Source organism: Heliophilum fasciatum, assembly GCF_004341395.1.
Classification (GTDB): domain Bacteria; phylum Bacillota; class Desulfitobacteriia; order Heliobacteriales; family Heliobacteriaceae; genus Heliophilum; species Heliophilum fasciatum.
In genome coordinates this window covers 36,489-49,409 of record NZ_SLXT01000002.1, presented here as the reverse complement: position 1 = coordinate 49,409, position 12,921 = coordinate 36,489, and the positions used below count along the sequence as shown (strand labels likewise).

14 protein-coding genes are annotated in these 12,921 nt (G+C 52.2%); 4 read left to right on the top strand and 10 right to left on the bottom strand.

Features of this window, described 5'->3' with window-relative positions; all coding sequences use genetic code 11:
* Positions 1-37: 37 nt before the first annotated feature.
* The 6 genes from EDD73_RS01160 to EDD73_RS01135 form a co-directional block, all read right to left on the bottom strand.
* Complete coding sequence (locus EDD73_RS01160; RefSeq protein WP_131917856.1) at positions 38-739, bottom strand: response regulator transcription factor; 702 nt, start codon at positions 737-739, stop codon at positions 38-40.
* A gap of 67 nt (positions 740-806) precedes the next feature.
* Positions 807-3,029, bottom strand: a complete 2,223-nt coding sequence (locus EDD73_RS01155) for a hybrid sensor histidine kinase/response regulator (protein ID WP_131917855.1) — start codon at positions 3,027-3,029, stop codon at positions 807-809.
* A 340-nt stretch (positions 3,030-3,369) separates the two neighbouring features.
* Positions 3,370-3,564 carry a YvrJ family protein gene (locus tag EDD73_RS01150; RefSeq protein WP_131917854.1) on the bottom strand — a complete coding sequence of 65 codons (195 nt, stop codon included), beginning with the start codon at positions 3,562-3,564 and terminating at the stop codon, positions 3,370-3,372.
* Between the two features lie 147 nt (positions 3,565-3,711).
* Complete coding sequence (locus EDD73_RS01145; RefSeq protein ID WP_131917853.1) at positions 3,712-3,936, bottom strand: DUF2922 domain-containing protein; 225 nt, start codon at positions 3,934-3,936, stop codon at positions 3,712-3,714.
* Between the two features lie 125 nt (positions 3,937-4,061).
* Positions 4,062-4,286 (bottom strand): DUF1659 domain-containing protein, encoded by a 225-nt coding sequence (locus EDD73_RS01140; RefSeq protein WP_131917852.1) that lies wholly within the window; start codon positions 4,284-4,286, stop codon positions 4,062-4,064.
* A 15-nt stretch (positions 4,287-4,301) separates the two neighbouring features.
* Complete coding sequence (locus tag EDD73_RS01135) at positions 4,302-4,526, bottom strand: DUF1659 domain-containing protein (RefSeq protein ID WP_131917851.1); 225 nt, start codon at positions 4,524-4,526, stop codon at positions 4,302-4,304.
* Between the two features lie 262 nt (positions 4,527-4,788).
* Here EDD73_RS01135 and EDD73_RS01130 point away from each other — a divergent pair, with 262 nt between their 5' ends.
* Positions 4,789-5,553 (top strand): LexA family protein, encoded by a 765-nt coding sequence (locus EDD73_RS01130; RefSeq protein WP_131917850.1) that lies wholly within the window; start codon positions 4,789-4,791, stop codon positions 5,551-5,553.
* A gap of 159 nt (positions 5,554-5,712) precedes the next feature.
* Positions 5,713-6,339: a superoxide dismutase gene (locus tag EDD73_RS01125; RefSeq protein WP_207668772.1), complete on the top strand. Its 627-nt coding sequence runs from the start codon at positions 5,713-5,715 to the stop codon at positions 6,337-6,339.
* An 85-nt stretch (positions 6,340-6,424) separates the two neighbouring features.
* On the opposite strand, the gene EDD73_RS01120 is transcribed toward EDD73_RS01125, so the two are convergent.
* Both EDD73_RS01120 and EDD73_RS01115 read right to left on the bottom strand, forming a co-directional pair.
* The gene (locus tag EDD73_RS01120; RefSeq protein ID WP_131917849.1) at positions 6,425-7,660 is read right to left on the bottom strand and encodes a toxic anion resistance protein; all 1,236 of its coding nucleotides are present in this window, start codon (positions 7,658-7,660) and stop codon (positions 6,425-6,427) included.
* Positions 7,657-8,289, bottom strand: a complete 633-nt coding sequence (locus tag EDD73_RS01115) for a 5-bromo-4-chloroindolyl phosphate hydrolysis family protein (RefSeq protein ID WP_165876240.1) — start codon at positions 8,287-8,289, stop codon at positions 7,657-7,659. Before EDD73_RS01115 ends, EDD73_RS01120 begins: the two co-directional genes overlap by 4 nt.
* 208 nt (positions 8,290-8,497) lie before the next feature.
* On the opposite strand from EDD73_RS01115, the gene EDD73_RS01110 reads away from it, so the two are divergent.
* Both EDD73_RS01110 and EDD73_RS01105 read left to right on the top strand, forming a co-directional pair.
* Positions 8,498-9,946, top strand: a complete 1,449-nt coding sequence (locus EDD73_RS01110) for a DEAD/DEAH box helicase (protein WP_131917847.1) — start codon at positions 8,498-8,500, stop codon at positions 9,944-9,946.
* Positions 9,947-10,185: 239 nt separating this feature from the next.
* Positions 10,186-10,836: a DUF2834 domain-containing protein gene (locus EDD73_RS01105; RefSeq protein WP_131917846.1), complete on the top strand. Its 651-nt coding sequence runs from the start codon at positions 10,186-10,188 to the stop codon at positions 10,834-10,836.
* 125 nt (positions 10,837-10,961) lie between these two features.
* Here EDD73_RS01105 and EDD73_RS01100 read toward each other — a convergent pair whose 3' ends face one another.
* The gene (locus EDD73_RS01100) at positions 10,962-11,750 is read right to left on the bottom strand and encodes a stalk domain-containing protein (protein ID WP_165876239.1); all 789 of its coding nucleotides are present in this window, start codon (positions 11,748-11,750) and stop codon (positions 10,962-10,964) included.
* Between the two features lie 28 nt (positions 11,751-11,778).
* Positions 11,779-12,903, bottom strand: coding sequence for a 4Fe-4S dicluster domain-containing protein (locus tag EDD73_RS01095; protein WP_165876238.1), 1,125 nt, complete (start codon positions 12,901-12,903; stop codon positions 11,779-11,781).
* Positions 12,904-12,921 lie beyond the last annotated feature (18 nt).

Here is a 12,921-nt window from a genome sequence, read left to right as displayed (position 1 = left end):
TCGCCTCATTGAAGGTAGGCCCGCAGGGGGCATAGGATTAGTAACGTTCAGCAAATTTATAGCCTACACCAAAAACGGTGAGGATGTATTTTTGTTCTCCCTGGGTATCGCCGATTTTCTTACGTAAATTGCTCACGTGGGTGTCGATGGAACGTTCGTAGTTGAGGTAGGCTTCCCCCATGACGAGGCGCATGAGTTGGAGTCGGCTGTAGACAACACCAGGGCGCTGGGCTAAGGTGTGTAAAATCTTGAATTCGGTCGCTGTCAAGTTCAGCGGTTGATCCTGGAGCGAAGCTTCGAATTTCTCGGTGTCGATGGACAAGGCGCCGCGACGCAGGATCGAGGGGTTGACGGGAGCAGTGATTTCACTATGCTTTTCGTAGCGGCGCATGACGGAACGAATCCGGGCCGCCAGTTCGCGCAGGCCAAAGGGCTTGGTAATGTAATCGTCGGCGCCCATTTCCAGACCAAGCACTTTTTCGCTTTCGTCGACACGGGCGGTTAGCATGATGATCGGGATAAGGGAATGGGCGCGAATTTCTTTACACACGTCAATGCCGCTTTTGCCGGGAAGCATCCAGTCCAGAAGCACCAGATCGGGCGGGCTGTGGTGAATGGTTTCCAGTGCAGCCGGTCCGTCCAGGGCTTGCTTGACGTTGTAGCCTTCGGAGGTCAGAAAGCGGGTTACCATATCGAGGATCTTTTGTTCATCATCGACAACAAGGATGGTTAGTGCCACACAGCATCGCTCCGTTCATCGAAGTACCGGTATGATGATTCATTGTACCAGGAGAACGTCAAGAATTTTATAAGTTTTTAGCCAATACTTCGACGATGGCATCGCGTAACTGAGCGAAATGGATCGGTTTGATGACATAACCGTCCATACCGGCATCAAAGCACCGTTCCCGAGCGTCATCCATGGCTTGGGCGGTCAGTGCCAGAATCGGTGTATGGCGATTAAGCGACTGTTCAGATTCACGGATTTTTTGGGTGATCTTGTCGCCGGTCATGTCCGGTAACATTACGTCCATTAAAATCAATCCATAGGGTTTGGTGTTGGCGGCTTCCAATGCTGCATGGCCGTTCATGGCGGTATCGATTTGTGTAAAGCCCAGCTTTTTGAGTTGCATGACAGTTATCAGCTTGTTGACGGTGTTATCTTCGACCAGTAAGACAGGAAGCTCCATCGCCTGTGCTGCTTGCAGGGATGCCACGTTGCCCGAGTTACTTGTGTCGGGGCCGGTTTCGCCGGTAGGACCAGGAGCAACGGTATCACCGGGTTCAACAGTGGAGTGGAAAGGCTGGTAAGGAAGGGTAAACCAAAAGGTTGAACCTTGGCCTTTTTGGCTTTGTAGGCCGACTTGTCCTCCCATACGTTCGACCAGATCTTTACTGATCGCTAATCCTAAACCGGTACCGCCATACTTGTGCCCGGCGTGGTTGCTGGCTTGCACATAGGGCCTAAAAAGATGTGCTTGATCGCCGGTATCGATGCCAATGCCTGTATCTTGCACGGCAATATGAATCCATTCAGAATGCTCTCCACCGGGTTGCAGCGTAACAGCGATGGTTACGGAACCTTGGTCGGTGAATTTGACGGCATTACCAAGCAAGTTCAGCAATACCTGGCGAACGCGCAACGCGTCACCGACGATGACCGGGGCGATCTCCGGGTTAATCTGGGTATGCAAGGAAATTGATTTTTCCTTTGCTTTGGGGATAAGCAGCTCAATGACTTCCTGAAGTAAGTTACGAAGGTCAAAGGGGGCCGTCACAATCGAAAACCGGCCCGATTCCATTTTGGTTACATCGAGAATATCGTTGATGATTTGCAGTAACGCTTCCGCTGATTGCCTGATGATGGTGGCATATTGATTTAAAATCGGGCTCATAGGCTGTTCGATCATTTGCTCACTAATACCAATGATGCCGTTGATCGGTGTGCGGATTTCATGGCTTATGTGGGCGAGAAAAGCACTTTTCGCTTGATTGGCCGCTTCGGCGGTGCGTATGGCATACAGGCTTTCTTGTTTTTCACGATCGTAATGATGCTGTTGGGAGAGCAAGAGGATCAATAGGATACCAAAGGCGATGACCCCGGCAGTCACGATCGAGGCCCATAAATAGTACATTGTTTCCCGTTGATGAAAGGCATACAATGCTTCGCTTTGCGACATACCGACGGAAAGATAAAAGGGGTATTGCGGTAGCTTCTGGTAATGGACAAAGCGCGGCACGTTATCGATAGGGCTGACCGTTTCTTCATTACCGCTGAGCGATCTGGCCATAATTTTTTGATAGGGCTTGGTCTGGCGCAAGTCCTGACCGAATTCGGCATTATTGTTCACGCGCCGGGCATAGGCCAGGCCATCGAGGCTGACAAAGTTGATGAGACCATTATTCCCAAGGTCGAATTTCTGATAAAAATCTGAAATATAAGCCGATTCGACCCACGTCACGACTACACCGGCAAAGGAGCCGTCGGGATGATTGAGGCTCCGGCTAAAGGGAATCCCTGCTTTCCCCGTCAAGTCCTCGTTGAGCGGCGGGCTGATGTAAAGCGACTGTGCACTTTGGTTCTGGTGAACGGTAAAATAAGGGCGATTGGCGATGTTCAGCGGTTCCGCTGTTGGGCGTGGCGGGAGCGTCGTGTAAATCGCTTGGCCGGACCCATCGAAAAGCGCCATTTCTTTGATTTTTATAGGGGTAATAATGCCTTGTTTGACTGTGTTCAGTCCCTGGTGGCCCTGTTTTTCATAAATTGATTTTAGCAGTAATAAATCCTGGTCGGTTGTGTTGATGACACTGACAATATGTTCTTCGAAGGCTTTGGACAAATTGGACAGTTCTGTATAAGTGCGCTGGATTTCGGCTTCCCGTTCTTGGGAGATTTTGAAGTAGAGCGTTCCCCAAAGGGTGGTAACAATCAAAAAAACAAAACCAAAGATCACGGATAATATCGTTTTGCTTAACGAAGACGGAGCGGTACGTAAGAGTGTAAGTGCCGAGCGGATAGATGTAGGCATGATCGAACAACCTCCTTGGACAAAAGTGTATGGCAAAAGCGGCACACCGCTCGCGGATTTTCGTCAACGCTAAATACATAAAATAAAAATAAAATACCAATTCAGATGAATTTAGTATAGCATGATTTCATTGTGGCTTCATCGTGGCGTTATATTTTCCGAAAAAGGGAAACCCGGAAATCCTTGATGCTCTCCTGATTTAACGGACCTGACAGTGATATCTTCCTGAACGTAAAACGCCCCAGAAATCTTTAATTCAAGAATTCCTGGGGCTTTATGATCGGGTTTTTTATTTAGGAGGGCCTAGGGGTAAGGAATATACGGGAATTCGCTTGTTGCGCTAACCGTTCACGCCTTTGATCAAGGGCTTGACCTCTTCGATGTTCAGGTCTTGCTGCTTGGCGATGATCAGCGTCAGCATGTGGATCGTGTTTTCCAGTCCTTTGATCAGCGGTTCAAAACGGATCAACAAGTAGCTGGCGATGGCGATCGGGAAGCCGACGTCGGCAACGCTGCGCAGGAGTTGCTCGTCCATAGGAAGGAGTCACCTCTCAGAGTTTATATGATTTTTGTTTTTGAAATTTGATTTTCTGAGGTGATGGGAGCGGGGCACCTGCTTAGGTGATCCCGCTCAAAGGTAAGAGAAGTCCGGTAATTACGGAAAGAAATTAGGGAATATCGGCTAAACGGCCGGGGTGTACAGGTCCGTCATCGTGGTTTCGACGACGACGGCGTCTTTTTTGCTCACCAGATTGCCTTTTTTGGTCGTAAAGACGTTTTTGGTGATGATCAGGTCCATTGCGTTGGCGATGGCCGTCGAATCGAGCGTGTCCAGCGGATCGGGAATGTTCAGTTGAAAGGAGCCACCTTCACTGGTGGCAAAGGTCATACGAAGTACTTTAGCCATGGTTCATTTCTCCTCTAATTTTTTATTTTACGTGATGATGATTTTTCCGCCCAAATGGGGTTCGGAGGATGAGGTTACCGGATGTAGGGCTGGATGTAAGGTAAAACCATCCTGTCAGCCTGGGATTAAGCGCTGGCGAGTGTGCCGTTGTCTTTGCGCTCGATCTGATAGAGAGTTTTATTTTGCAAACCGGCCAGTGCGGCGCCGATGTCGTAAACGTCTTGGTTGGTCGCGCCGGTGTTGATGTTGCTAAAGGTCAAGGTTTTGTACTTGGGACTGCCCGAAGTGGTTGTGCCCTCTTCAAGGGAAATGAGCAGTGCTGTGCTTTGAGGGGTTAAGGTTACTGCCATGCTTGTTCACCTCCTTTACGCTTCGATCAGTTCGGCCGTATCAACGGTCATGATCCCGGTTACGGGATGACGCTGTAATTGGCCGATAGCTTGAAGGGTGCTGTAGATGTCGGCTTGATTGCTTTCAGGGCGTAAGTTCGGGATGGCCACTTGCTTGAGGACCGGCATCCCTTGCTGATTGACGGCCGGTTGGATGACAATCATGCCGCGCCGGTAGAGGGGTTGAGCGGTAGTCGCCATAAAATAGCTCCTTTCTGTGCGGACAGACGATTATTTTGGGTGCTTGTAATGTGCGCTTGTTGTGTGAATTTTGGTAACATCATTGGGTAAAAAAATGGCCTGTCGCGAATTCGTTTGTGCATTTGCATCACCTCCTTGTGTCCCTGATTATATATGTTACAAAAACGCACGTCAAGTATCTTTTGTGAGTTTTTTGCACATCATATTTCCGTGTGCAATAACGTAACGTATAATAAGGGTATCAGGATATGAGGTGATAAAAATGGACGTAGGCAAACGCTTGAAAAAGCTGCGGGAACGCAAAGGCGTGAATCAGGAGGAAGTAGCCAATTACCTGGGACTGAAGCGCTCAACCTATACGCGCTATGAGACAAACAGCAGTGAAGCCGATTATAAGTCGTTGCGAACACTGGCGGACTTTTTTGGCACGTCCGTTGACTACATCTTGGGGCGCATGGAAAGGGACATCGATCTGCGGGCTGCCAAGCCACTGGAACGGGTACCGATTCTTGGGACGATCAAAGCGGGGATTCCACTGTTGGCCGATGAGCATATTGAGGGCGAGATCGCTGTGCCTGATGAACTGCATGCTGATTTTGCCCTGCATGTTTCCGGCGACAGTATGTCCTGGGCCGGGATCAGCGACGGCGACATCGCCATTTTGCGGCAGACCGATACGCCGCGCCCGGGCATGATTGTTGCCGCCGGCATGGATGACGGTGAGTGGCGGGCGACGCTGAAGTTTTATGTCGTGGAAGGCGGGCAAGCGTGGCTGCGGGCGGCGAATCCCTACTATGAAGATCTACCTGTAGGCCCGCACACGCGCATTCTTGGCTACGTGGTAAGCATTCAAAAGCAGCCACCGTCGCTGCAGGACTATCGCTCCATCTTGGCGGTTAAAGAAGATCGCGATACGCAGTGGGAAGGCGCGATCGAAAAAGCCACTCAAGCCGGCCTAAGTGGCGTGGAAGTGGAAAAAATGGTCGAGGTTATGGCCAAGGTGGCCAAATCAAGTGCGGTGCGCTAAGGTCTTTGTCCTTGACAAGTTAGCGGGTTGCGTAAAAAAGCAGCCTCACGATGCCAATGATTGGCTGTCGTGAGGCTGCTTTTTTCTCTGTTACGCTATCCTAAAATGGTTAACTTGTTCGTACCGTAAGAAAAAGAGCGATGAAGGGAGATAAAACCGATGGCTGAGTTGACATCAATGCCGTTTCAGCCGAAATGGCTTCAATTGCAGGGGATTTCAGCCCGTCAAATCCGGGAACACTTTGAGATCCTCTATCGAGGGTACGTGGCGACGGTCAATCGGATCCGGACAGACTTACGGACGGTGAGCCGTGAAAACGTCAATCCCCGGTACAGTTCCTATCGTGAAATGAAGGTGGAGGAAACGTTTAACCTGGATGGTGTGATTCTCCATGAATTATACTTCGAAAACCTCACCGCTCCCGGGGAACAGCCCGCTCCGGCGTTGCGGCAAGCGATTGAAACGGACTTTGGCTCCTTCGATGCCTGGGAAAAAGATTTTCGGGCTGCCGCTGCGGCGTCACGGGGATGGGCCATGTTGGCCTATGATTACCGCAGCGGTGCACTCCATAACTTTTTAGCCGATGCTCACAATGTCGGGATCGTACAGTCGTCCTATCCCTTGCTGCTCATCGATGTCTATGAGCATGCTTATTTTATCGATTATGGAGCCAATCGGGGACCCTATATCAATGCATTTTTTCAAAATATCGATTGGACTGTTGTTCTTCGCCGCTATCAACAATTGCGCAGGCTGCTAGAAGCGGGAACTCGCCGGCAGCAGTAAACCGCCGGCGGCAGTAAACTATCGTTGACGATAAATCCCGAAAGTGGTGAACAATGGCGCTGCCGCTACGTGCCAGAACCGTCGATTAGCGCTTCAGCGGTGTTGTCGTCAGGGTGGTTAACTGGGTTTTCAGTTCTTGCTCCATACGGGCCAGTTCTGTTTCGGCTTCGCGCCGTTTGGCGCGGCCGGTCTGCTGGATCTTCAGTGTTTCTTCTAAGGTGGCGATCAAGTTTGCCTGTGTTTTTTGCAGCGTTTCCAGGTCCACAATGCCGCGCTCATTTTCGCGGGCAACGCCGATGCTGTTGGTTTTCAGCATTTCCGAATTGCGAAGCAGGAGGTCGTTGGTCGTATCGGTCACCTGACGCTGCATCGCCAAGGCGCTTTGCTGGCGGTGCAAGGTGACGGCCAGGACGATTTGGTTTTTCCAAAGGGGAATCGTCGTCAAGATGGAAGACTGCAGTTTTTCCACAAGCACATGGTCGTTGTTTTGGATCAAGCGGATCTGCGGTGCTGTTTGCATGGTGACCGTCCGGCTGATCAAGAGGTCGTGAATTTTTTTGTCGAGCCGTTCGGCAAACTGGATGGCGTCATCTAAGGTTTGCAGCACTGTAGCATCATTGGTTTGTAACGCTTTTTGTTGGAGTGCCGGAATGGTTTGGTTTTGCAGTTCATCCAAGCGGTATTTGGCAGCGGCGATATAGATGTTGAGTTCGCGAAAATAAGTGCGGTTTTTCTCAAAAAGCGTTTCCAATAAGGTGATATCGCGTAAAAGTTGCAACCGTGCTTTGTCAAGCTGCTGGGCAATGTGATCGATCTCATTGCCGACGGTCTGGTAGCGAGCGAGGATTTTTTCGGTGGAGCGTTTAGCATTGCCGAAAAGCTTGGTAAAAAAGCCGCTTTTTTCGCTGCTCAGTTCACTGGGGTTAACCTCTTTGAGCTGGATCATCAAATTGCCCAGGAGTTCGCCGACGGGACCGGTGTCTTTGGCGCGGACATGATCGAGGATGCTGTCGGCGAAGCGCGAAAGTTCTGCTTGTACAGGAACGCCATATTGGATTAAGCTTTGCGGGTTTTCCGGGGTGATCTGCCCGGCCAACTGCAGCGCTTGTTTTTGTTGTTCCGGCGGCAGGGTCGCGATGGTGGCAATATCCGACGGCGCTGCTTGGGTCGCTGTGGGAACCGGCACCGCGGGAGCGCTGGGGGGGGCTGCGGGATTACCGGCCCAGGCATGAGGTGAGGTCACCTTGGGCGATGATGCCAGAGAATCGCCGGAGGGAGTAAAGGGGCCTGGTGTGGCGAAAGGATCGCTCGGTGTGCTCATTTTTTCTCTCCTTCTCCTTTGTGGTTAAAGGTGGATTTGAGGACATCGATTTCAACATTGAGATCCAAAATGTCGTTGGATAACAGGTGATGCAGTTCGGTTTCCAGCGCCCGATGCAGTTCGTCGAGGCTGCTTTCCGTTTTGGTCATGGCCGTGCGAATTTCACTGTTTTCGATGGGCTGGGCGGCCAAGAGCACATACTTTTCCATGATGGTGACGGTGGCATCCAAATAGTGATTGAAAAAAGTAGGAATTTTTTTGATGCGCTGTGGTTCTTTCTCGGCGATGGTGATGATCTGGTTGGCTAGTTTGTAGAGCCGGGAAACTTTGAGCCAGACGGTCAAGGAACGAATTTTGAAGCGAAGTCGTCCGAGGGCTCGTAATTTTTTTCGGGCTTCTTTTAACGTTTGCTCGGCAAAGTACCGATCATCACCAACGGGACCGGGAAGCAGGGCGCGCGCAGTAGAGCGTTGGCGTAGGGCATAGTTGGTCATGACGTAAGTCGCGCCGCCGCCGAGCAGGGCCGGGAGAAAGGTAAGGGGGCTGAAGGCGTAAAGCACGATAAATGCGGTGATGCCGGCGGAAGAGGCGAGAAAGACACGTTTAAGGGTGAGCAGAATCGTTTTCATGACAGTTCTCCTCGAAAGTCCGTTGTCGATGAATGGCGATGATACGTACATTATAACAACCGGGGGAAGGGGAAAAAAGGGCAATCCGGGGTTTTATGCGATTGCCAGAGATTGGCCGGCTTGATGAGGTTTGGTTGACAGGAGATCAGTAGGGGACTATGATGGCAGTACATGGTTTTAATAATAAACAATAAGGAGTCGGTAATGTATGACGGATCCCTGGCAGACCTTTGAGGGGTTGCCGCCGTTTATTCTAACGGTTTGTCAAGCCAATGGGTTTCAGAAGCCTACACCGATCCAGCAAAAAGCAGTGCCGCTGATCTTGGCCGGTAAGGACGTGCTCGCCGAGTCGCCCACCGGCACAGGGAAAACGTTGGCTTATGTATGGCCGATATTATCGCGGATGAACCCGGATATTCATCACGCGCAAGCGGTGATCTTGGCGCCGACGCGGGAACTGGCGGTGCAGATTCACCAAGAAGTGCAGAAGTTCACCCAAGGAACGTCCATCGGTGCGGTGGCGTTGATCGGCGGTGCCGATGTGCGCCGTCAAGTAGAAAAATTAAAGAGCCATCCCCAAGTTATCGTCGGGACACCGGCGCGGGTAGCGGATCTGATTCAAGCGCGGAAACTCAAGATGCACGAAGTACGAACGATCGTGATCGACGAAGCCGATATGATGCTGGAGATGGGCTTTATGGGTGTCGTGCGGGAGATCATCCGCACCACCGTCCGTGATCGCCAACTGCTTTTCTTTTCAGCAACGGTACCGGCCAAGGTGGAAACGGTCGCGCAGGGCCTGTTGCGTTCCCCCGAGGTCATTCGGGTATCGGCGCAGGAACTGGATGCGATCGCCGTAGCCCATCGCTATTATGTGTGCCGGCGGCCTGACAAAGCCGAATTATTGCGGCGCATCATCAAGAGCGGGCCGATCAAGGCGTTGGTCTTTGTCAATGACGGCGCTTTTTTGCCGCACGTGGCCAGCCGACTGCTGGAAAAAAAGGTCGATGTGGAAGTGCTGCAAGGGGAAGCACCGGCAGCCGAGCGAAGCCAAGTGATGCAAAAATTTCGCCATGGTCAATCACCGGTACTGATTGCGACGGATCTGGCGGCGCGGGGCCTTGATGTGGCTGGTGTGACCCATGTAATCCAGTATGATTTGCCGGAAAAGCTGGTCGCTTATGTACATCGTGCCGGCCGAACCGGCCGTATGGGCGCTGCCGGCCAAGTGATTTCGCTCGTTACGCCGGAAGAAGAAAAGCGTCTCTTGGCTTTTTGTGCCGAGTTAGGGATTGAAGCGGAGCGGGCTACCTTTTCCTTGGGGACGAATGAGCGAGGCGTCGGTGCCAAAAAACCGACGAAGCGTCTTAAGGAACCGGGTATGCGTTCCGGCGACCATCGGCAGTCCGCTAAACCGCAGTTTGCCAAACTGCAGTCAGCCAAACCGCAGGCGCGCACGGAGGAGGCCGGTGAATTTGAAGCTGCTTCGATTGGTCGGGCTCCTGATGCCGGTGAAGCGCCGTACCGAGGCAAAGCGCAAAAGAGCGGTGGCCAGAAGGTACTGAAAGCGCAGTCGACGGGGCATCGCTCCAAGGCCGGTTCCGGTAAACCGGGTACGAATAAGCCGGTACGCCGGGGAACGAATCGCAACAAATAAACAGGAAAACTCCGGAGAGCACCATCTCCGGGGTTTTTTTATGAAATCAAATGAAATCAAAAGAAATCGCAGGTCTGCTCCACCGGCGCCGCTAGGACGCATCGTTGTCGTAATCAGGCTAGCGATAAACCGGGTTATCGTGTATGATAATCTTATGCATTTCTCCTTGTTTAACCTTTGTTCAAGGGTAAGGTTACGGAGATCAAGGATGAGAAAAGGCCAAGTGGAGGTTAAAACCGATGATACGTAAAGGACTGCTTTTTCTGGCTTGGGTGGCCTTGATTGGTTATGCCGTTTGGTTGGCCCCATCACAGGGCAATGAGTTTCAACTGGTTGTGGACTTGCTCACCTTGCGGTGGGATGATTATAATCCCCTGGTGATTGCTGTCTTTCAGTCACTGGGGCTGTTTCCGCTGATGCTAGCGGCGGTGGTGCTTTTTGACCGACGTGAACAGGATGTGCCGGCGTGGCCCTTTGTTGCTTTATCCTTTGTCCTGGGCGGGTTCGCGCTGTTGCCGTATTTTGTGCTACGCCAGGAAGGATACACTTTTCTGGGCAAGCGCCGTGGCTGGGTACGCTGGTTGGACTCGCGTATTTTGGGCGCACTGACCTTGGTGGCCGCGGCGGTCTTAAGTGTCTATGGGTTGATCTGGGGTGATTGGTCCGCTTATCTTACGGAATTCCGACAAAATGGTTTGGTCCATATCATGTCGATTGACTTTTTTGTGTTGCAGTTTTTGTTTGCGTTGACCCTAAGCGACGATATGATGCGGCGCGGGTATTGGAACGGAGCAACCTACTGGATGGCTTGTTTGTTGCCGTTCGTCGGGCCGGCATTGTATTTGACGATTCGACCGCCGCTGTTAATTGAGCGGCGTGTATGGAACTGATCCCCTTAGGTACATACTCACTGGTTACATAGACAATGAAAGCTACACACATAAACATAATGAACGCTACATACATAATAAAAAAAAGACGCGAGGAATTTCGTTTCCTGGCGTCTTTTTGTATCTTATGATGCCGTTGTGGTGATGGTGGCGGTTTGGGTCGCTTCGTCCCAGGTGACGGCGATACCGAATAGTTCCTGAACAGCAGGCAGCGGTATGTAGAGGCGGTCATGGAAGAGGACCGGTGCGTTGCTGAGCTGGCGTGGTTGCTCGTTGATCCAAGCTTGTTTCTGCGCTGGGGTCAGACGAATCTGGCGATCTTGGTAGCTGATGATGGCCGACTGGGTAGCGCCGTCCCAACGGATGGGGGCGCCAAGGGTAGTACTGACGGCGCGGAGGGGAACAAGCAGTTGTTCAATCTTGGGGCAGAAAAAGGGTTGAGCATCGGTGAAGGCGAGATCTTTTTGATTGAGCAATACCCGCGGCCCGGCGGCGGTTTGAAAGGTAAGTTCAAAGGCGGGGATATTGGGCTGGTTATACATATCACTGACAGCACTGACCGGGACGATGAGGCGGTACGTTGCTTCCGGTTGCAAGGGTTGCTGTGGGTAGATGGTGAGCTGGCGATCATCGATCTTGGTTTGAATCGATAGGGCTTGGTTTTGCCCATCACGGAGGGCAATGTCACCATAACTTGTGCAAGGGGAGACGGCGTGACTAAAGACGATGATGATCTCTTTTAATGGTAAGGTTGCTGTTGCCCCGTTCACGGGCGAGGTGGCCGTCACTTGCGGCGGCGCTGGCGCACCGGCCGGCGGATGGGACGGACCGCAAGCGAGGGCGAATGTGAAGGGGAAGCAGAGGCCGCTGATCAGGAGTAACAGCAGGAGTTGGGGCCAGTAAGCCTTGCGCATGGGTATCGACTCCTTCATCCATGAAGATTTATGATTGGCCTTTTTCCTTGGCAATGCGGGACAGTTGTTCCCGTTTGTCCTTGGGAGGAATGTGCAGATGGGTGCGGCGATGTAAGGTCATGGCGCGACGAGAACAACGCTGGATGCAAGCACCGCAGCCGATGCAGCGTTCGGTAAGCACCATGGCTTGACGGCGTGTTTTGGCACCGGGTTCGCTGTCGATCAGTGCCAGTGCGTGCACATGGCAGGCGTCCACACAAGCACCGCAACCGGTACACCGGGCCGCGTCGATGACGGGGATGTAATTGGAAGGGTGAACGGAAGGGATGCCTTGCTCGTTCAGCACACGCAAGGCGCCGCAACAGCAGCCGCAACAATGACAAAGATAAGCGGGGCGGTTTTGCACGTTATCGGCCAGGTGAACGAGACCGAGCTTTTCCGTTTGTTCCAGCACACGCAGCAGTTCGTCCACCGTGGCGGGACGGGCAAAACCGCGGCGGACGAGGAACTCGGAAGCGGTGCCTAAGGAAGTGCAAACATCTTGCAACGGTGCATCACAAGCGGTGCCGCGATGCCAGGCCTGGTGGCGGCAGTAGCACATGGTCAAAGAGCCGCCGCCGGCGTCGCGGATCATGGCGGACGCTTTTTCGTAAGGCATCACTTCGGTTTCCACGGCCGCGTCGGGCAGGGTGCTTTCATAAGGCCAGGTTTGAAACATTTTGGTCTCAGCGCCGAAGAAGGATTCACTGACACCACGTTCCAGGTGGTACTGCTCAAAGAGATGCGCCAGATCATGCATCGGTAATTGGTCAGTCACACGCATAAAGGTATATTCAAAAAAACCGATGACAAGCGGGCTAAGCATGTAAAGACTTTTACCTTTGCGGGGAACATCAATGATCAGGCCTTTATTGGCCATGGATTCCAAGTGCGCATGAACCGTTGCTTCCGGAAGTCCGGACGCTTTGGCGATTTTGTCACTGGTGGTAAATCCTTGGGGAAAGGTACTGCCGATCTGCGCTTCTGGTTCGGAATACATGATGTGCAGGATTTGCATCAGCGTTTCATTCATGGGAGCACCGGTGGGGTTTTGATCCAACCGATGAGCGAGCGCACGGAAAACGTCGGCTTTGCCGATGCCGAGATGACCCACAGGGTTCACTCCTTACTA

Excerpts from the sequence above, each read along its gene's own strand:
- EDD73_RS01120 (WP_131917849.1), bottom strand. The coding sequence starts at position 7,660 with ATGAGCACACCGAGCGATCCTTTCGCCACACCAGGCCCCTTTACTCCC.
- EDD73_RS01135 (WP_131917851.1), bottom strand. The coding sequence starts at position 4,526 with ATGGCGACTACCGCTCAACCCCTCTACCGGCGCGGCATGATTGTCATC.
- EDD73_RS01110 (WP_131917847.1), top strand. The coding sequence starts at position 8,498 with ATGACGGATCCCTGGCAGACCTTTGAGGGGTTGCCGCCGTTTATTCTA.
- EDD73_RS01105 (WP_131917846.1), top strand. The coding sequence starts at position 10,186 with ATGATACGTAAAGGACTGCTTTTTCTGGCTTGGGTGGCCTTGATTGGT.
- EDD73_RS01145 (WP_131917853.1), bottom strand. The coding sequence starts at position 3,936 with ATGGCTAAAGTACTTCGTATGACCTTTGCCACCAGTGAAGGTGGCTCC.
- EDD73_RS01130 (WP_131917850.1), top strand. The coding sequence starts at position 4,789 with ATGGACGTAGGCAAACGCTTGAAAAAGCTGCGGGAACGCAAAGGCGTG.
- EDD73_RS01125 (WP_207668772.1), top strand. The coding sequence starts at position 5,713 with ATGGCTGAGTTGACATCAATGCCGTTTCAGCCGAAATGGCTTCAATTG.
- EDD73_RS01140 (WP_131917852.1), bottom strand. The coding sequence starts at position 4,286 with ATGGCAGTAACCTTAACCCCTCAAAGCACAGCACTGCTCATTTCCCTT.
- EDD73_RS01150 (WP_131917854.1), bottom strand. The coding sequence starts at position 3,564 with ATGGACGAGCAACTCCTGCGCAGCGTTGCCGACGTCGGCTTCCCGATC.
- EDD73_RS01115 (WP_165876240.1), bottom strand. The coding sequence starts at position 8,289 with ATGAAAACGATTCTGCTCACCCTTAAACGTGTCTTTCTCGCCTCTTCC.
- EDD73_RS01155 (WP_131917855.1), bottom strand. The coding sequence starts at position 3,029 with ATGCCTACATCTATCCGCTCGGCACTTACACTCTTACGTACCGCTCCG.
- EDD73_RS01100 (WP_165876239.1), bottom strand. The coding sequence starts at position 11,750 with ATGCGCAAGGCTTACTGGCCCCAACTCCTGCTGTTACTCCTGATCAGC.